The sequence below is a fragment of the Staphylospora marina genome (genome assembly GCF_003856495.1).
In the GTDB taxonomy this organism is placed as follows: domain Bacteria; phylum Bacillota; class Bacilli; order Thermoactinomycetales; family Thermoactinomycetaceae; genus Staphylospora; species Staphylospora marina.
Window position 1 is genome coordinate 1,283,730 of record NZ_CP034118.1, and the last position, 17,150, is coordinate 1,300,879.

Genomic DNA, 17,150 nt, shown 5'->3' on the forward strand with positions numbered 1-17,150 from the left:
GCGAAGATTCCGGTCCAAGTGGACGGTTGAAGCCGCATAGAAGGAGGTCGGAGTTGTGAGCAAAAAAGTTTCCCGCCGTCAGTTTTTGACGTACACGCTCGGTGGGACCGCGGGTTTTCTCGCATCCGGAATGCTCTTTCCCATGGTCCGGTTCGCCGCTGATCCGGTCCTGAAAAAGGGAGGCGGAGAGCAGTATGTCAACACGGGTGTCTCCGTGAGCGAGATTACCGATATCCCCAAAGCGGTCAACTTCACCGTGCATGTCAAAGACGGATGGTACGAGCCGGAAGGCGGGGAAAGCAGGACGGCCTGGGTGTTGAAGCTGAACGGCGAAATCGTCGCATTCTCGCCGATTTGCAAACACCTTGGCTGCACGGTCAACTGGGACAGCAATCCCCAGTTCAAAGGCGAGTTCTTCTGCCCCTGCCACTTCGGACGCTATACCAAAGACGGCGTCAACGTTCCCGGCACTCCGCCGGCCAAACCGCTCGACCGTTACAAGGTCAAGGTGGAAAACGGAAAGCTGCTCATCGGGCCGCTGCAGAAGGCTTAATGTCATGGAGATCGGAGGTGTAGCGAATGCTGCGCGCCATTTACGATTGGGTGGACGAGCGTCTGGACATTACGCCGCTGTGGCGGGATGTCGCCGACCATGAAGTGCCGGAACACGTCAACCCAGCGCATCATTTCTCGGCGTTCATCTACTGCTTTGGCGGTCTCACATTTTTCGTGGTCGTCATTCAGATCCTTTCCGGCATGTTCTTGGCGATGTACTATGTTCCGGACATTGTAAACGCTCACCCGAGTGTCAATTACCTGCAAAACGAGATCGCCATGGGCGCCATTGTCCGCGGCATGCATCACTGGGGAGCCAGCGTGTCCATCGTGATGCTGTTCCTGCACACGCTTCGGGTGTTCTTCACCGGAAGTTACAAGCATCCGCGTGAGTTCAACTGGCTCGTGGGCATCCTGATCTTCTTCGTGATGCTCGGCCTGGGCTTCACCGGCTATCTTCTGCCGTGGGACAACAAAGCGTACTTCGCGACCAAAGTCGGCGTGGAGATCGCTGCGTCCGTGCCGGTTCTCGGACCTTACATCGCGTCGTTCCTGCAAGGAGGAGACATCGTTGGTGCGCAGACGTTGGCCCGCTTCTTCGCCCTGCACGTGTTCTTCCTCCCTGCCGCGCTGCTCGGACTCCTGGGCGTACACTTCATCCTGATCCGCCGTCAGGGTATTTCCGGGCCGCTATGATCAACCGCGCGTGAGGAGGGATCCACTTGGCACACAATCACGACGGAAAACAGGTCCATTACGTGGGAGACTCGCGCGTACGTGCGGACCGTCCGCAGCTGTCCCCGCCGGATTATGACCGGTTTCCGGGCAAAACGGAAGCTTTCTTTCCCGACTTCCTTCTGAAAGAATGGATGGTTGCGGTTGTTTTCCTGGTCGGATTCATGACGCTCGTCATGGCAGAGGAGCCGCCGCTCGGTGAACTGGCGGATCCGACGAACACAAGCTTCCTGCCCGTTCCGGACTGGTACTTCCTGTTCCTGTACCAGCTCCTGAAGTACAAATGGGCGGCCGGCGACTTTGTGGTCATCGGAACGGTCATCCTGCCCGGAATCGCATTCATGGCATTGATGCTGGCTCCGTGGCTTGATCGCAGCAAGGAGCGCCGTCCCCACAAACGTCCGGTGGCAACCGGAATCATGCTGATCTCTCTGATCGCGGTTGCGGCGCTCACCTGGGCCGCCGAATACGAGCATGAGATTCAGCTTGAGTCCGCACCGGGCGAAAAGCCGGATAACACCGAAGTCATTGCACAAAATGAGGAAGGTTACGAAATCTACTCCAAAAACGCCTGCATCAAGTGCCACGGTGGGGAGCTGGAGGGCGTGAACGGCCCGAGCCTGCTGGGCATCGGAAACCGTCGCACCGCGGAAGAGCTCACCCGGTACATTGATGAGGGGAAAGGTGCAATGCCTCCGGGAATGTTCCAAGGCAGCGAACAGGAGAAAAAGATCCTTGTGGAATGGCTGCTCAAACAAACGCAGAAATGACGGAAAAACCTGGCTGGCCGGTATGGCTGGCCAGGTTTTGTGTCATTACGGGAAAAGGGGTGTGGCATGCATGAACATCGTGTGGCGAGCTCTGTCCACGAGACGGGACTTTCTTTGGGTGCTTTTTTTTGTCAATTTTCTGGGATCGGTGTACGGATTTTGGTGGTACGGGAACCAATTGGCCGAAACGGAGGCCTGGTGGTGGCCGTTCATTCCGGACAGCCCCACGGCCAGCTCGCTGTTCACATTGGCGATTCTCGCATGGCTCATGAACAGGAGTCATCCTCTCCTGGAGGCATTTGCGGCGGTGACCTTGTTCAAGTACGGCATTTGGGCGGTGGTCATGATTTTTTGGGGAGGCTGGTTGGATCCGGCCCCGATGACGGAGGCCCTGAACTGGCAACATTGGATGCTGATCTGCTCGCATCTCGGAATGGCGCTGGAAGCGCTTTTGTACATGCACGTGATGTCATTTACATGGAAGCACCTGCTTTGGGTGGCCGCATGGACATTGACCAACGACGCGCTGGATTACGGGGTGGACATTCATCCTTGGCTGTCTCCCTATCTGGAACCGTATGATCATCTTGTCGGTTGGTTCACCTTGCTTCTTTCCCTCACGTCTTTGTTGCTGTTCGCCGCGCTTTCGATGCTGCGTGCATCGTCCCGTGAGAATGTGTTCCGCACCGAATGAATGGGTTCGATTCTTCTTTTGGAACCGCTTTTTCGCATAAAAAGCCGGACAACCCGAATACATTTGGACAAAGAGGTTTTGCGGAGGCGATGGGTTGTGGGCAAGGGTTGGTCCGGAGGACTTCTGTTGTTGGTGTCCGTTTGGCTGATGTGGGGAAGTGTGCCGGTGGTTGAAGCGGCGACGGAAGCCCCTCAGGAAGCCTTGGAATGGGCGAATTTGGCACGCAAGGTGGAAGAACTCGTGATCCGGGGAGATCTTGTGTCCGCCCGTGACCAGTTGGCCGTTCTTTCCCGCCGGTTCTCAGGGGCCGATTTGTCCGGAAAACACCTTCATGTCGATGCCATCCATGCTTTGTCCGGAACATTGTTGGAAATGGAGCGGCAACTGAACCGGGTTCGCCCGGATGAAACCGGTCTCCTCCGGACCGCCCGGCAGTTGGTGATCGCGTTTGATGCTGCGGCTCACCCCCACCAGCCTTTGTGGAAAGAGTCTTATGACACGATCAGGAAACACTCGGAAGCGCTCTTGCTTCCGATCCGGATGCAAAGGCGGGAGGCATACGACACGGCTCTCGAACGGTTGGAACAAGAGTATCGGTTGATTCGTCCGGGATTGGTGGTGGCCAAAAGTCCCGCGGTCGTGTCCCGCATGGATTCGTTGATGGCTTTTCTGAAAAAAGCGCAAGACTGGAAGGAGATCCGGTACGCGGCGGATCAGTGGCTCGCTTTGCTTCAACCCCTGTTCTTCGGTACGGAAAAAGAAGTGATGGCCGTGGTGACGGGATGGGATGAACGGGTCACCTGGAGGTTTGCCCTGTGGCTCGGGATGCTCACCGCCACCGCCTTGACTTGGGCCAGTTGGAACAAATACCGGCAAACCGTCGCATCAGGCGGAACCGGATAAAAACACCCCGTTTCCCGGGAGTCCCGGAAACGGGGTGTTTTGACGGTTCATTCTTTTTCCGCGGAAACTTCGTCGGGGTTGTCGTATGTGAAACCTTCTCCCTGCACGTCCCGGGTATCGTGAACCACCACGAACGCGTAAGGGTCCGTTTTGTTGATGATCCGCTTCAACTTGGGAAGCTCGTTCGGCGCGACGACCGCATACAAAACGTCTTTCTCCTGTCCGGTATATCCTCCGCGTCCCTTGAGCAAAGTGACTCCGCGGTTCATCTTCTGGGTGATGGCCCGGGCCAGTTCGTGCGGACAATTGGAAATGATGGTGGCCGCTTTGGAGGCGTTCAGCCCTTCCACCACGAAGTCGACCACGCGGGCTCCCACAAAAACCGCCACCAGCGTGTACATCGCTTTGTTGATGCCGATCAGGAAGACGGAACATCCGATGACGGCGAAATCAAACAGGAACATGGTTTTCCCGATGCTGAGACCGAACCATTTGTTGGCCAATCGGGCGATGATGTCCACGCCGCCGGTGGTGCCGCCGACGCGAAAGATGAGGCCGAGCCCCAGACCGACCATCACACCGGTGTACAGGGCGCAGAGAAGGAAATCTTCCACCGGCCCGGTCCATTGGTGTCGAAGGAATTCGGTGAGGCTCAGCATCAGGGTCAGCGCGTTGATGCCGATGACGGTATAGATGAAGGTCCGCTTGCCGAGTTCGCGCCAACCGATGATGAGCAGCGGAATGTTCAGCGTCCATATGACAATCCCGACATCCCAGCCCAGCCAGTAGTGAACCAACAGGGCGATGCCCGTAAGGCCCCCTTCCGCCAGTTGGGCGGGAATGGCGAAGTAATTGATTCCGACGGAGAAGATCAGCGCGCCCAAGAAAATGGCCGCGATGTTTTTTGTGTGATTGAGCAGTTTCCCCTGTTTCATGTTCGTTCGCCTCTTTGTCTGCAAATATCCTCATCTATCATACATCCTTCCATTTGCAGGATCAATGAAAATGCGGTAAAGCATGACCGTGGCACCGTGTGTCCAACATTCACTGGAGCGGTCAATTCCGGAACATCATGTTTGATCGCAAGCAAACGCTTCTGTCTGTGGTTGCGGCGATCCGTCGGAAAAAAGGGGTTCTCCGAATCTCCGTGAACCGACGGTTCAAGCTGTGGGGCGGGGCATTGTTTTTTTCTGCTTCCATCGGTTAACATGATAGAGAATATGGAGGGTGATGGCTGCATGGCAGGCAAGACGTTGAGCGACATTCAGCAGGAAGTGCATGAATACATCAGCCAGTTCAAGGAAGGGTATTTCAAACCGTTGTCCATGTTGGCCAGAATGACCGAAGAGGTCGGCGAACTTGCCCGGGAAGTGAATCACTTGTACGGAGAAAAGCCGAAAAAACCCGGGGAGAAGGAAAATACCGTTTCCGGCGAGCTGGGAGACATTTTGTTCATCGTGGTTTGTTTTGCCAATTCGTTGGGGATCAGTCTGGAAGAAGCTTTTGATGAAGTGATGCAAAAATACCGGACAAGGGATGCCAACCGGTGGACTCGCATCGAAAAACCGTAAGACGTCGGTCATCATAAGCGGCAAGAATGGCAGCAAAGGGGTATGCATCATGGCGATTCGTGTGATTGTCGCGGGTGCCAGCGGCAGAATGGGACAAGAAGTCGTGAAAATGATCCGCAATGAAGACAAAATTCGTTTGGTGGGAGGGGTGTCGCGTTCCCGAAAAGGGGAGGATGCCGGCGAAGTGGCAGGGGTCGGGCCGCTCGGCGTGACGTTGGTCGGGTCGGTCGAAGAAGCTCTCAAGCAGACCGAGGCGGATGTCCTGGTGGATTTGACCGTTCCTCACGCCGTCAAGGCACACATGGAACTGGCCATCCGTGCAGGAGTTCGGCCGGTGGTGGGAACCAGCGGATTGTCGCGGGACGATTTGAACGGAATCGCGCGCCTGTGTGCCGAAAGGGGAGTGGGGGCCATTGTCGCACCCAATTTCGCCATCGGGGCGGTGCTGATGATGATGTTCGCCCGGAAGGCGGCACAATACCTGCCTCACGTGGAAATCATTGAATCCCATCATGACCGGAAACTGGATGCACCTTCCGGTACGGCGGTGAAAACCGCGGAAATGATCGCCCAAAACCGTCCGGAATTCCGGCAGGGACATCCGGATGAAGAGGAGTGGATCGACGGCGCTCGCGGAGCGTTTGTGCAAGGCTTTCGCATTCACAGCGTGCGATTGCCCGGCCTGGTGGCCCATCAGGAAGTTTTGTTTGGAGGGCATGGACAGCTGCTGACGATCCGTCATGACTCGTTCAATCGCGAGTCATTCATGCCGGGAGTGAAACTGGCCATCGAAAAAGTGTTGCAGCTGGACGGCCTCGTTTACGGTTTGGAGAACATTCTCGAATGACATGGGGGAAGAATCGGATCGTGAAAAAGGAGACACCCCGTTTTCCCATTTTGACCGGTGAAACGCCGCTTCAACCCCTGCGGCGTTTTTCGGAGCATGCCGGAGCGGAAATCTGGATCAAACGCGATGATCTGACCGGGATCGGTGTGGGTGGAAACAAACTGCGAAAGTTGGAGTTCCTGCTGGGGGAAGCATTGGATCGCGGATGCGATCTCGTGCTTACCGGAGGAAGTCCGCAGTCCAATCACGCCAGGCTGACTGCAGCGGCGGCGGCTGCCGCCGGACTGAAAGCGCGGCTTCTGTTTGCGGGACGGCGAACGGGTCCCATGCAGGGGAACCTTCTTCTCGACCGGATTCTGGGGGCCGAGGTGATCCTTACCGGCAAGTACGGAACGAAAGGATTGCTGGAGGCCATGGAGGAAGAAGCGGAAAACGCCCGCTCCGCCGGTCTGAACCCGTACGTGATTCCCGTCGGCGGATCAACCCCGGTCGGGGATTGGGGGTATGTGCTGGCGTGGCGGGAACTGGAGAGCCAACGCGAACGAATGGGCATTCCGCCCTTTGATGAAATCGTGGTGGCGCTGGGTACCGGCGGAACGCTGGCCGGCCTCTGGATCGGGGGTTTCCTGGACGGATCGAAGACACGCCTGACCGGGATCAGCGTTTGGGAAACGAAAGAACGGGCGATACCCGAACTCCGCGGGCATGCGGAGAATCTGGCTGCCTGGATCGGTGTCACACCGCCGCCGGATGAATCCGGAGTGGAGGTGGATGACCGATTTTTCGGGCCGAAATACGGGGTCCCTTCGGAAGCCGGCAATGCCGCCATCCGGTTGCTCGCCAGAACGGAAGGGATCTTTGCCGATCCGGTGTACACGGGAAAAGCGCTGGCCGGGATGCTGGAACGAATCCGGAGGGGAGAAATGGCCGGCAGACGGATCCTCTTCTGGCACACGGGGGGATTGCCGGCTGTTTTTGCGCATGCCGCTTCTTTTGAGGAGGATGATGGATCGTGAACATCGCATTGATTGCGCACGACCGGATGAAAGAGCAAATGATCCGGTTTTGCCTCGCCTATGAACCGATCCTGCGCCGGCACAGTCTGTTTGCGACGGGTACCACCGGAACGCGGGTCATGGAAGCCACGGGCCTGAACGTGCGGCGGTTTCTGTCCGGCCCGCTCGGCGGTGACCAGCAGATCGGTGCCCTTGTGGCGGAAGACCGCATGGATCTCATCCTGTTTTTCCGGGATCCGCTCACGGCGCAGCCTCATGAGCCGGACATTTTGGCTCTGCTTCGGCTGGCCGATGTGCACGACATCCCCGTGGCCACCAATCTTGCTTCCGCGGAAATCCTGATCCGGGCGGTGGAGCGGGGAGAGCTTTCCTGGAGGGAAAGCAAAAACGAACGCTGAAGGAACCAACTGAGGGAAAGAGGGAGCACCGTGGAAGGCACAAATTCGGTCGACATTCTGGCTTTCGGTGCCCATCCGGATGATGTGGAAATCGGAGTGGGCGGCATCTTGGCGAAGCACGCCGCGGCGGGCTTTTCCATCGCGATTTGCAACCTGACCCATGCCGAACTTTCATCGAACGGCACCGTGGAAATCCGCAAAATGGAAGCCAAACAGGCGGCACGCATTCTGGGTGTGCGAAAGTTGATCAATCTCGGATTTCCCGATCGGGGACTGCGCGGAGACAGGGAAGAGGTGCTGAAGATTGCCCAGGTGATCCGCCAGCTCAGACCCAAAATCGTGTTGTCTCCGTACTTTGAAGATCGCCATCCGGATCATGTGATGACCAGTCGATTGGTGAAAGATGCCGTGTTTGACGCGGCGATCCGCAAAATCCGCACCCCCGGTGACGAAGCACCGCATCGCGTTCCGCAGGTGTACCATTATTTCATCAATGACATCCATCCGGCGGATGTCATCGTGGACATCTCGGACTTTTACGAAATCAAGGTGAATGCGATTCTGGCATACCGGAGCCAGTTTGATCGTCAGTCGGGGGAAGTCTCCACCCCGTTGAACAATCCCGCGTATCTGGCGATGATCCGGGGGCGGGATCAACTTTGGGGACAGCAGGTGGGCAGCATGTACGGAGAGGCGTTGGTCAGTCCCAGACCCATTCGCCAATCCCTGCTGTTGCCCGCGCAGTTCCGGGCTCTTCCGCCCGGCAAATTCTGATCGGAGGTCTTTTCATGCGCATCGGAATCACCTGTTATCCTTCCCACGGCGGATCCGGCGTGGTGGCCACCGAACTCGGCAAACTCTTGGCCGAACGGGGGCATGACATTCATTTCATCACGTATGACATGCCGTTCCGCTTGGGCAGGTTCCACCAGAACATCCGTTACCACGGCGTGGAGGCCAATCGATACGCCGTTTTCAAATTTCCTCCTTACGATCTGGCATTGGCCAGTCGGATGGCTCAGGTGGCCAAGGCTTACCGGCTGGATTTGCTTCATGTGCATTATGCCGTTCCTCATGCCATCGCCGCCGTGTTGGCCAAACAGATGGTGGGGGATCATCTCAAGGTGGTGACCACCCTTCACGGAACGGACATCACCGTGCTCGGCGAAGATCCCGGCCTGAAAGACGTGATCTGTTTCGGCATCTCAAGGAGCGATGCCGTGACGGCCGTGTCCGATTCGCTGGTTCGCCAGACCCGGGAGTTGTTCTGTGTGGATACTCCGATCCGGCGCATTTACAACTTTGTGGATTCCCGGGTGTACTATCCCAAGGACATGTCGTCTCTGCGTGACAGGTACATTTACCCCGGAGAGCGGCTTCTTCTTCACATCTCCAATTTCCGGCCGGTAAAAAGACCGATGGACGTGATCGAGATCTTTCACAGGGTGAACCGGGAAATTCCTTCCCGTCTTCTGTTGGTCGGGGAAGGCCCGGAATTGCCGAAAGTGATGGAGAGGGTCAATGAGTTGGAGTTGCAGGACAAAGTGATCTTTTTGGGGAACCAGGATGAGGTCTCCCAACTGATTTCCCTGGCGGACCTTCTCCTGCTTCCTTCGGCCAAAGAGAGTTTCGGTCTTGTGGCATTGGAAGCGATGGCCTGCGGGGTTCCGACCGTTGCATCCAACATCGGGGGCATTCCCGAAGTGGTGGAGGACGGCGTCACGGGATTCCTGTCCGAGGTCGGAGACGTGGAAAAAATGGCCATGGACGCCGTCCGACTGCTCAAGAACGAAGCATTGGCCCGACAATTTTCGGAAGCCGGTCTCCAGCGGGTGAAGACAAAGTTTTGCGGTCTGCGAATTGTGAAAGAATACGAAGAGTTGTACCGGGAAGTGCTTGAAGGGAAACGGGAGTGACATCGGAGTGGACACACGGAAACAGGCGGCGCTTGAAGTGATCAGGACGTTGGAAAGCACGGGTCATCAAGCGTATCTGGTGGGCGGTTGCGTGCGTGACCAATTGCTCGGCAGAGTACCCGGTGATTACGATGTTGCGACGGACGCCCGTCCGGAACGGGTCCGCGAATTGTTTGAAAGATCCATTCCCACCGGCCTGAAGCACGGAACGGTGACGGTTCTGATGAACGATCTTCCGGTGGAAGTGACCACGTTCCGGGTGGAAGGGGAATACAGGGATCATCGCAGGCCGAGCCGCGTTGAATTCGTGGGGTCACTCCGTCAGGATCTTGCCAGAAGGGATTTCACCATCAACGCCATGGCCATGGACGGCAGCGGTCGGCTCATCGATCCGTTCGGGGGCCTGAAGGATCTGGAAGCGGGGCTCATCCGGACTGTCGGAGATCCGTGCGAACGTTTCGGGGAGGATCCTCTCCGGATGTTGCGGGCCGCCCGCTTTGCGGCCCAATTCGGTTTCCGGTTGGATTCGAAGGCCTGGACGGCGATCGAACGGATGTATCGGGAGTGCCGGCATCTGTCCGTTGAACGGGTCACGTCGGAAATCGGCAAAATGTGGAAAGCGGAGCGGGTGGAACCGGGCATCGAAGTATTGTTCCGAACCGGCCTGATCCGCGGGCTGCCTCCGTTTCTTCGCTGGGAATCGGATGTCTCCCTGACGCCTGAACTCGTGAAACCGTTTGATCTGAGTCGGGATCCTCATCTTCGATGGACATGGCTTCTGTGGGTGTGCGGAACCCGTCCGGAAGAGGCCGGATCCAGGCTTCGTCAACTCAGAATGTCGGGCGACGACATCAAAACCATCTGCACATGCATGGAATTGGGCGGGAATTGGCGTGCCGTCGGGGAACATGAAGGGAAAGAAATGCTCCTCACCCACTCCTTGCAAGAGATACTGGACGCACGGAAGCTGGCCGTGTGGATCCGCGGATGTGAAGACGTCGAGCCGAATGATGCCGCATGGACCCGATGGAACGAGGAAATGCCGGTGAAATCGGTCAAAGATCTGCCCGTGGACGGCACGGCTCTGATTCGCCGCACGGGTCTTCCTCCCGGGCCGTGGGTGGGCAGGGTGCTTCGCGAACTCACCCGTCGGACCGCACTCGGTCTGATTCCTTGCGACGAAGATGCATTGTTGAAAGAAGGGGCTGAACTTGCAGTCGATTCGACATGACATTGTGCGCCTGTTGATCGAACACAAGGACCGTTTTTTGTCCGGTGAGGAATTGAGCCGCCTGGCCGGTTGCAGCCGCGCGGCCGTCTGGAAACACGTGGAGGATCTCAGGCGGGAGGGGTACGAAATCGAAGCCCGGCCGCGCAGCGGATACCGGCTTGTCCATCGACCGGATCGGATCGCTCCGGAAGAGATTTTGCCTCATTTGACCACCCGGAGCTTCGGAAGGGAGATCCGGTACGAACCGACGACCCCTTCCACCCAGATCCTTGCCCGGAAGTGGGCGAGGGAGGGAGCGGCGGAAGGTTCTCTGGTCATCGCGGAAGAACAGGTCCAGGGCAGGGGAAGAATGGGACGGAGCTGGCATTCACCTCCGCGTGCGGGGATCTGGATGAGCCTGATCCTTCGGCCGCCCATCCCGTTGGCTCAAGCCCCCCATCTCACATTGCTTGCTTCGGTGGGGGTCTGCCTGGGAATCCGGGAGTTCACGGGCTTGCCGGTCACCATCAAATGGCCCAATGACCTGCTCATCCATGGAAAAAAAGTGTGCGGCATCCTGACCGAACTGCGGGGAGAACAGGACCGGATCGATCATGTGGTGCTGGGAATCGGCATCAACGTCAATGCACGGGAAGAACACTTTCCCCCCGAATTGAAACCGATTGCCACTTCGCTGGCCGTGGAGGCGGGCGGTGAGTTTCACCGCGCTCCTCTGTTGGCGGCGATCCTGAAGCAACTGGAAGATGTGTATCACCTGTATTTGCGGGAAGGGTTTTCTCCGGTACGTGAAGCCTGGGAACGGGCGGCGGGAATGTTGGGACAGGAAGTGACAGCGAAAACTCCGCAGGGAACGGTCATCGGTGTGGCCGAGCGGTTGAACGATCAGGGGGCCTTGCTGATCCGAACCCAAGGCGGTGAGGTGGCGGTATACTCCGCGGAAATCGAAGTTCCTTGAAAAGCAAACAAACCGGCTGATCCCGGAAATCAGCCGGTTTTTTGTGTGAAGCGGTGCGGGCGAATGCGTCACTCCGACCGCCGACAAGTGTCGGTGATGACGGGTCGGGACTTCCCTTTAGCCGGATTCGCGGCCCAATATCCGTCGCAAGGCCGGTTCCAACTCGGGATGACGGAACGTGTAGCCCTCGTCCAGCAATTTCTTCGGCAATACGGGATTGCCTTTGAGCAACAGTTCTTCACCCATTTCCCCGAACAGAAGGTGGATCGCGAAAGCGGGAACCGGGAAGAGAACGGGTCTTTCGAGCACTTTGCCCAGCGTTCGGACAAACTCTTCGTTGGTGACCGGACGGGGAGCGGTCATGTTGACCACGCCGGAAACGGTTTCCCGTTCCATCAGGAATCGAAGGATGTGGGGAATCTCTTCAATCGAGATCCAACTCATCACCTGCTTTCCGTGGCCGATTTTTCCTCCCAGTCCCATGCGGTACACGGGGAGCATTTGCTTCAGGGCTCCCCCGTCCTTGGAAAGCACGATTCCAAAGCGCAAAAGTACGGTGCGGATGCCGGCCTGGATCGCCGGTTGTGTCGAGGCTTCCCATGGTTGGATCACCGTGGGAAGAAACCCGTCTCCCAACGAGTTGGATTCATCCGATACCAAATCGTATTGGTGGGTGAGACCGATTCCGGATGCGGAAAGGAACACCCGGGGAGGTCGTTTCAATGAAGCCAGCGTGTCTGACAGCAGGGTGGTGCCCTTGACCCGACTGGAGAGTACCTGTTCCTTGTGTTTGCGGGTAAATCTTCCGTTGATGCTCTTGCCGGCCAAATGGATCACGGCATCCATGCCTTCCAGAGCGTCCCGGTCAATCACTCCGCGTTCCGGATCCCACAACGAGTGTCTGCATCGGGGATCTCCGGCCCCCGGCTTTCTGACCAGCAGCAGCAAATCGTGTCCGTCTTTCAGAAACGCATTCACCAAGCAAGTTCCGACCAGTCCGCTGGATCCTGTGATGGCAATCCGCAATGTCCATTCCCCCGATGATGAAGGTGTCACTCTCATTTTCGGAAAAATGGTTTTGATTTTCAATCAAAAAACCAACCCCCGTCCCATATGAGGGCGGGGGTTGGCGGATCGGAACACGTCACAAAAACGCGATCACTTTTTTCAGGATTCTGATCGAATCAATGTTGATGGGAAATTCGGCCACCGTCCGGTCGCTTCGTTTGTCAATCAAATCCACGTAGTTGTCATAGAAATGAACGCGCAACCGGTACTGCTCGTTTTCCCAAAGCAGTTCCGTGGTCGGATTGCCCAGTTCCCGGTAGGCCAACAGCTGTTTCAGGATGTCCATCAGATACTCCGGGCTTCCCATGGGGACCAGACTTGCCAGGATTTCCTGGGACTCCTTCTCATAGGCCACCGCCCGGAGGTTGTTGATTTCGATCTTGTATTTATCGTCTTCCCAAACCAGGGTCTTGAACAATGTACATCACCTTCCAGGGCAGTCATTCCGGACAGGGCACCAAAAAACAAAAGCCCCCTGTTTCCGGTCTGCAAACGGAGTGGGCCAAGAGACTGGATGGACTGGTTGGGCGAAAAAAGTTCAGTTCCTTTTGTCATTAATACATAATTTCGCAGAAAAAGTAAAGACCCCTTTTGCAGGTTCCGGCAAAAAAGGATCATGAAATTCTCGGTTTCAACGGGCTGCCGGGCTGAAAGGAGTCGAGCGGAATCCGGCGGGTGCAGCGGGTACATGCACCATTCAATAACAAAGAATACTTGATTGCCGGACTGATCTGAGACGATAATTGATGATGATCAATTACTCTTGTTTTGGAAACCGTGTCGATGATCCCTGATCGGAGGGCAAGGAGGATCGAAGGATGTCCAGACGGAAGGAAGTTGACGTACATCGTCTGTGGGTGACATTTCCCTACACGCTGTTGTGGAGGCTGGAGAATCTGGCGGATCGGCTTGAAAGCAAGGAGGGAACCCGGCTCCCTTTAAATCAGCTGATTCGCAGGGCAACCGTGGAACTTTTGGAACGGGAAGGAATCCCGCAACCGACCGAAGAGGAACTGGCAGTGTACTTGGAGGAGGTCAAGGAAAGATCCGCCAAGTACACTCGCAAAGATCGCAGGAAAGCCGAATGAGAAGATTGGTGACCAAAAACCGCACTTGACGGGCATTGGAGGGATCCCCTCCAATGCCCGTTGTTGATGAATCATTCAGTATCTGTAGACATCAATCAATCCCTCAAAACGATAGTTTGGCCAGCTGTCAACAATGTCCACATAATACGTTCCGGCTTTCATGTTGGTGAAATAGACAACTCCTGAGGCGAAGCTTTTGTATGCCGTGCAATTTCCGGTTGACGCATTGCACAGACGAACGGACAGGGGAGAGAAATCATCTTGTGGAGATTTCACCCCGTTATTGATGTTGATGCGATCAACAGCCCAAATGGAGAGCTGCACGTTCGGTTCCGATGAAGTGGTGGAAAGGGTGAAATCCCATTTCCCGTCTTCCGTTTGCCAATATCCAGATCCCAGATACGACGCTGCAAACGCCTCTGCTCCAAAGAACATCCCGAATGCCAGCATGAACGCCCCGAGCGATACGACCAGTTTCTTGATCATCGATGGTCCCTCCTTCGGATTCTCGGGAAGCATCATCTTTTGCTCGAGAAGTCGGTCGTCTTTTGGTGGGTCCCCCGGTTGTTGATTCAGACCAAATGTTTGGTACGATTTAATTTTAACATATACTTGAATTGACAACAACCGGATTTTTTAGAAAAAATAATAAAAAGAAAAATTCAAACAAAACAGATTCAGCAGTTGATGTATCGTACGCGAAGAAACATGGGTTTGGATGGTGATGGATCTTGTCATTCATGTTCCGTTTCGTATGAAAATGAAAAAATCATTCAGGATGCAGATGAATTGTGTGCGGCCGGAATCGTCATCAGGAGGATTGTGTGTGTGATTATTTCAAATTTCATCATTGCGGACTCTCTGCTCCATCTTCACGACGGTTTCTGTACATGGCTCTGTCGTTTCGCGGTCAGTGGGTTCTGCGGGAGGAGATCCCCGCGGGAAAAGTGGAGAACGATGAGCAGCCTGAATCTGCGGTCTTGCGGGAATTGCGTGAGGAGACCGGTTATACATCCGACACGGTCCCCTTGAAACTGGGCACCTTTTATACGAATCCCGCCGTGTCGAACAATACGATCACCACCTTTTTGCTCAGGGATTGTTATCGAGTCGGCGAGCAAAGGTTGGATCCCGCCGAACACGTGGAATGGTTGGTGATTCCGGTGTCAGAGTTCGAGAAAATGATCAGGGAGGGAAGGATCCGCCGGTTGTTCACCGTGTTTGCATACAACTTGGCGAAAAGCTTCCTGAAATGACCAGGCACCGTTGTCGCTGCGAAGATGCATTTCTCAGTCGGGACCGGGTTGCGTCATCGGAGCAGGCACACAACTTATTTGCAAATAAGGTAAACAAGTTTGCACCGCAAACAAATATCCGCACTCATGATGAAATCCGGCCAGTGATCGCCGCCACGCGGATATTTTTAACTCAGTAAAGTATTCCATTGCATTTTTGTCAAAAATTCGATAACCTGAAGGAGGGCGGCAGGCGACATCCAGTTTCTGGAGTTGCACTGGTTTCAAACGCCTGAAAAACCTTGGAATGAATTTTTTGATTCTGCTTCGAGCCGAAGGGACGGAGACAGAGGTGACCATGTCGATGGCGGCAGCGCCTTTCAGTCCCCTTTGTGACTGGAAGGTGCTTTGTTTTTCTCTGTATCCCCGTCCTCACTTCAAGGAGGAGGGAACATCCGTGAAGCGTGTGACGACCCGAACGCTGATGCGCATGAAACAGGAACAAGAACCGATCGCCATGATCACGGCCTATGATTATCCGACGGCGAAAATCGCCGAGGAGGCCGGGGCTGACATTTTGTTGGTCGGCGATTCGTTGGGAATGGTGGTGTTGGGATACGACTCCACCATTCCGGTGACTTTGGAAGACATGTTGCACCACACCAAAGCGGTGACCCGGGGGGCCTCGCGGGCGATGGTGGTGGCGGACATGCCGTTCATGACCGCTCATTTGTCCGGAGACGAGACGCTTCGCGCGGCTGCCCGTCTGATGCAGGAGGGCGGGGCGTACGGTGTGAAGTTGGAAGGCGGAGAAACCGTCTTGTCCAATGTGGAACGGTTGGTTTCCGCCGGAATCCCGGTGATGGGACATCTCGGCCTCACCCCGCAATCGGTCAATCAGTTGGGCGGTTACCGGATCCAGGGGAGAGATGAACAGGCGGCCAGAAAGCTGCTGGAAGATGCCAAGCGGCTGGAGGAGGCGGGGGTCTTCTCGCTGGTGCTGGAGTGCGTGCCGGAAGAGCTGGCGCAGTTGGTGACCGAACAACTGTCCGTGCCGGTCATCGGAATCGGGGCGGGGCGGCATTGTGACGGACAAGTGCTGGTGTATCATGATTTGTTGGCCATTCCCGGCGGTTGGCATCCGTCTTTCGTGAAGGTGTACCGGGAAGCGGGCCGGGTGATGCGTGAGGGCATTTCCGAATATGTGCGGGAAGTGAAAGAACGTCGTTTTCCGGAAGAGGGCCATTTCACCCGTGTGACGGGAGAGTGGCTGACGGATCTGTACGGTGGAAAAAAGGAGAAAGAGACGAATGAAACTCATTGATACTGTCCGGCAACTCAGACGGGAATTGAAACCTCATCGCGCGCGGACGGTGGGCTTCGTCCCCACGATGGGGTATCTGCATGAGGGGCATCTCAGCTTGGTGAAACGCGCGAAGGCGGAGTGCGACGTGGTGGTAATGTCCATCTTCGTCAATCCTCTTCAATTCGGCCCCAATGAAGATTTTGACCGGTATCCCCGGGATTTGGAGAGGGATGCGGCACTGGCCCGGGAAGCGGGGGTGGATGTTCTTTTCCATCCTTCCGTCCGGGAGATGTATCCCGAACCGATGTTGACGCGGGTGGAAGTGAGTGAAATCACGGATCGGCTGTGCGGAGTGTCCCGTCCCGGGCACTTTGCCGGGGTGGCCACGGTCGTGACGAAGCTCTTCAACATCGTTCAACCGGACCGGGCTTATTTCGGCTTGAAAGACGCCCAGCAAGTGGCGGTGATCCAAAAAATGGTCCGGGATCTGCATATTCCGGTGGAAATCGTTCCGTGCGAGACCGTTCGCGAGCCGGACGGATTGGCGATGAGTTCGCGCAACGTGTATCTGTCTCCCGAAGAACGCGAAAAGGCACGGATCCTCAGCCGTTCGCTGTTTGAAGCCCGTGACGGATGGTCAAGCGGCGAGTTGGACACCCCGGAAGAGATGACGGAATTTGTCCGGAAGAGAATTTCCTCGGTACCGGACGCGGACATCGATTATGTGGAGACGTGGAGTTGGCCGGATCTCAAACCCCTCGGTACGCTGCACGACGGGAAATTCATCGTGGCGGTGGCCGTAAGGTTCGGGAAAACCCGGCTGATCGACAACTTGCTGTTTGACGCAAAGGAGGAACGATGA

21 protein-coding genes are annotated in these 17,150 nt (G+C 56.1%); 17 read left to right on the forward strand and 4 right to left on the reverse strand.

Annotated features, from left to right (window positions below; all coding sequences use genetic code 11):
* Positions 1–55: 55 nt before the first annotated feature.
* The 5 genes from EG886_RS06400 (at position 56) to EG886_RS06420 (ending at position 3,657) form a co-directional block, all read left to right on the forward strand.
* Entirely contained in the window at positions 56–553 is a 498-nt protein-coding gene (locus tag EG886_RS06400; RefSeq protein WP_241154398.1) for a QcrA and Rieske domain-containing protein, read from the forward strand.
* A 26-nt stretch (positions 554–579) separates the two neighbouring features.
* Positions 580–1,251, forward strand: a complete 672-nt coding sequence (gene qcrB / locus EG886_RS06405) for a menaquinol-cytochrome c reductase cytochrome b subunit (RefSeq protein ID WP_124727356.1) — start codon at positions 580–582, stop codon at positions 1,249–1,251.
* A 26-nt stretch (positions 1,252–1,277) separates the two neighbouring features.
* Complete coding sequence (locus EG886_RS06410) at positions 1,278–2,060, forward strand: menaquinol-cytochrome c reductase cytochrome b/c subunit (protein WP_124727357.1); 783 nt, start codon at positions 1,278–1,280, stop codon at positions 2,058–2,060.
* Between the two features lie 70 nt (positions 2,061–2,130).
* Positions 2,131–2,754 carry a DUF1405 domain-containing protein gene (locus EG886_RS06415; RefSeq protein WP_124727358.1) on the forward strand — a complete coding sequence of 208 codons (624 nt, stop codon included), beginning with the start codon at positions 2,131–2,133 and terminating at the stop codon, positions 2,752–2,754.
* 96 nt (positions 2,755–2,850) lie between these two features.
* A complete protein-coding gene (locus EG886_RS06420) occupies positions 2,851–3,657 on the forward strand; it encodes a sporulation protein YpjB (RefSeq protein WP_164491693.1) in 807 nt (268 codons plus the stop codon).
* Positions 3,658–3,704: 47 nt separating this feature from the next.
* Here EG886_RS06420 and EG886_RS06425 read toward each other — a convergent pair whose 3' ends face one another.
* Positions 3,705–4,592: a YitT family protein gene (locus EG886_RS06425; RefSeq protein ID WP_124727360.1), complete on the reverse strand. Its 888-nt coding sequence runs from the start codon at positions 4,590–4,592 to the stop codon at positions 3,705–3,707.
* A gap of 303 nt (positions 4,593–4,895) precedes the next feature.
* Here EG886_RS06425 and EG886_RS06430 point away from each other — a divergent pair, with 303 nt between their 5' ends.
* Genes EG886_RS06430 through EG886_RS06465 form a run of 8 tightly spaced genes read left to right on the forward strand, consistent with a single transcriptional unit; the run spans position 4,896 to position 11,591 of the window.
* Positions 4,896–5,228 carry a nucleotide pyrophosphohydrolase gene (locus EG886_RS06430; RefSeq protein ID WP_124727361.1) on the forward strand — a complete coding sequence of 111 codons (333 nt, stop codon included), beginning with the start codon at positions 4,896–4,898 and terminating at the stop codon, positions 5,226–5,228.
* A 49-nt stretch (positions 5,229–5,277) separates the two neighbouring features.
* A complete protein-coding gene (dapB, locus tag EG886_RS06435) occupies positions 5,278–6,075 on the forward strand; it encodes a 4-hydroxy-tetrahydrodipicolinate reductase (RefSeq protein ID WP_124727362.1) in 798 nt (265 codons plus the stop codon).
* Between the two features lie 20 nt (positions 6,076–6,095).
* Positions 6,096–7,091 (forward strand): 1-aminocyclopropane-1-carboxylate deaminase/D-cysteine desulfhydrase, encoded by a 996-nt coding sequence (locus tag EG886_RS06440; protein ID WP_164491694.1) that lies wholly within the window; start codon positions 6,096–6,098, stop codon positions 7,089–7,091.
* Positions 7,088–7,489, forward strand: coding sequence for a methylglyoxal synthase (locus EG886_RS06445; RefSeq protein ID WP_124727364.1), 402 nt, complete (start codon positions 7,088–7,090; stop codon positions 7,487–7,489). The genes EG886_RS06440 and EG886_RS06445 overlap by 4 nt, the downstream gene beginning before the upstream one ends.
* A gap of 30 nt (positions 7,490–7,519) precedes the next feature.
* Positions 7,520–8,263 carry a bacillithiol biosynthesis deacetylase BshB1 gene (gene bshB1, locus EG886_RS06450; RefSeq protein ID WP_124727365.1) on the forward strand — a complete coding sequence of 248 codons (744 nt, stop codon included), beginning with the start codon at positions 7,520–7,522 and terminating at the stop codon, positions 8,261–8,263.
* Positions 8,264–8,277: 14 nt separating this feature from the next.
* On the forward strand, positions 8,278–9,405 hold the full coding sequence (bshA, locus tag EG886_RS06455; protein ID WP_124727366.1) for an N-acetyl-alpha-D-glucosaminyl L-malate synthase BshA: 1,128 nt from the start codon (positions 8,278–8,280) through the stop codon (positions 9,403–9,405).
* A gap of 7 nt (positions 9,406–9,412) precedes the next feature.
* The gene (locus tag EG886_RS06460; RefSeq protein ID WP_164491695.1) at positions 9,413–10,636 is read left to right on the forward strand and encodes a CCA tRNA nucleotidyltransferase; all 1,224 of its coding nucleotides are present in this window, start codon (positions 9,413–9,415) and stop codon (positions 10,634–10,636) included.
* Positions 10,617–11,591 carry a biotin--[acetyl-CoA-carboxylase] ligase gene (locus EG886_RS06465; protein ID WP_124727368.1) on the forward strand — a complete coding sequence of 325 codons (975 nt, stop codon included), beginning with the start codon at positions 10,617–10,619 and terminating at the stop codon, positions 11,589–11,591. Before EG886_RS06460 ends, EG886_RS06465 begins: the two co-directional genes overlap by 20 nt.
* A gap of 117 nt (positions 11,592–11,708) precedes the next feature.
* On the opposite strand, the gene EG886_RS06470 is transcribed toward EG886_RS06465, so the two are convergent.
* Together EG886_RS06470 and EG886_RS06475 are read right to left on the reverse strand one after the other, a co-directional pair.
* The gene (locus EG886_RS06470) at positions 11,709–12,617 is read right to left on the reverse strand and encodes a TIGR01777 family oxidoreductase (protein WP_164491696.1); all 909 of its coding nucleotides are present in this window, start codon (positions 12,615–12,617) and stop codon (positions 11,709–11,711) included.
* 118 nt (positions 12,618–12,735) lie between these two features.
* Complete coding sequence (locus tag EG886_RS06475) at positions 12,736–13,077, reverse strand: hypothetical protein (protein WP_124727370.1); 342 nt, start codon at positions 13,075–13,077, stop codon at positions 12,736–12,738.
* Between the two features lie 400 nt (positions 13,078–13,477).
* Here EG886_RS06475 and EG886_RS06480 point away from each other — a divergent pair, with 400 nt between their 5' ends.
* Positions 13,478–13,747 (forward strand): hypothetical protein, encoded by a 270-nt coding sequence (locus tag EG886_RS06480; protein WP_124727371.1) that lies wholly within the window; start codon positions 13,478–13,480, stop codon positions 13,745–13,747.
* Between the two features lie 75 nt (positions 13,748–13,822).
* Here EG886_RS06480 and EG886_RS06485 read toward each other — a convergent pair whose 3' ends face one another.
* Positions 13,823–14,233 (reverse strand): hypothetical protein, encoded by a 411-nt coding sequence (locus EG886_RS06485; protein WP_124727372.1) that lies wholly within the window; start codon positions 14,231–14,233, stop codon positions 13,823–13,825.
* A 404-nt stretch (positions 14,234–14,637) separates the two neighbouring features.
* On the opposite strand from EG886_RS06485, the gene EG886_RS06490 reads away from it, so the two are divergent.
* From EG886_RS06490 to panC, 3 genes are all read left to right on the forward strand, one after another.
* Positions 14,638–15,003, forward strand: a complete 366-nt coding sequence (locus EG886_RS06490) for an NUDIX hydrolase (RefSeq protein ID WP_124727373.1) — start codon at positions 14,638–14,640, stop codon at positions 15,001–15,003.
* A 436-nt stretch (positions 15,004–15,439) separates the two neighbouring features.
* The gene (panB, locus tag EG886_RS06495) at positions 15,440–16,306 is read left to right on the forward strand and encodes a 3-methyl-2-oxobutanoate hydroxymethyltransferase (RefSeq protein WP_277423834.1); all 867 of its coding nucleotides are present in this window, start codon (positions 15,440–15,442) and stop codon (positions 16,304–16,306) included.
* On the forward strand, positions 16,293–17,150 hold the full coding sequence (panC, locus tag EG886_RS06500) for a pantoate--beta-alanine ligase (protein ID WP_124727375.1): 858 nt from the start codon (positions 16,293–16,295) through the stop codon (positions 17,148–17,150). Before panB ends, panC begins: the two co-directional genes overlap by 14 nt.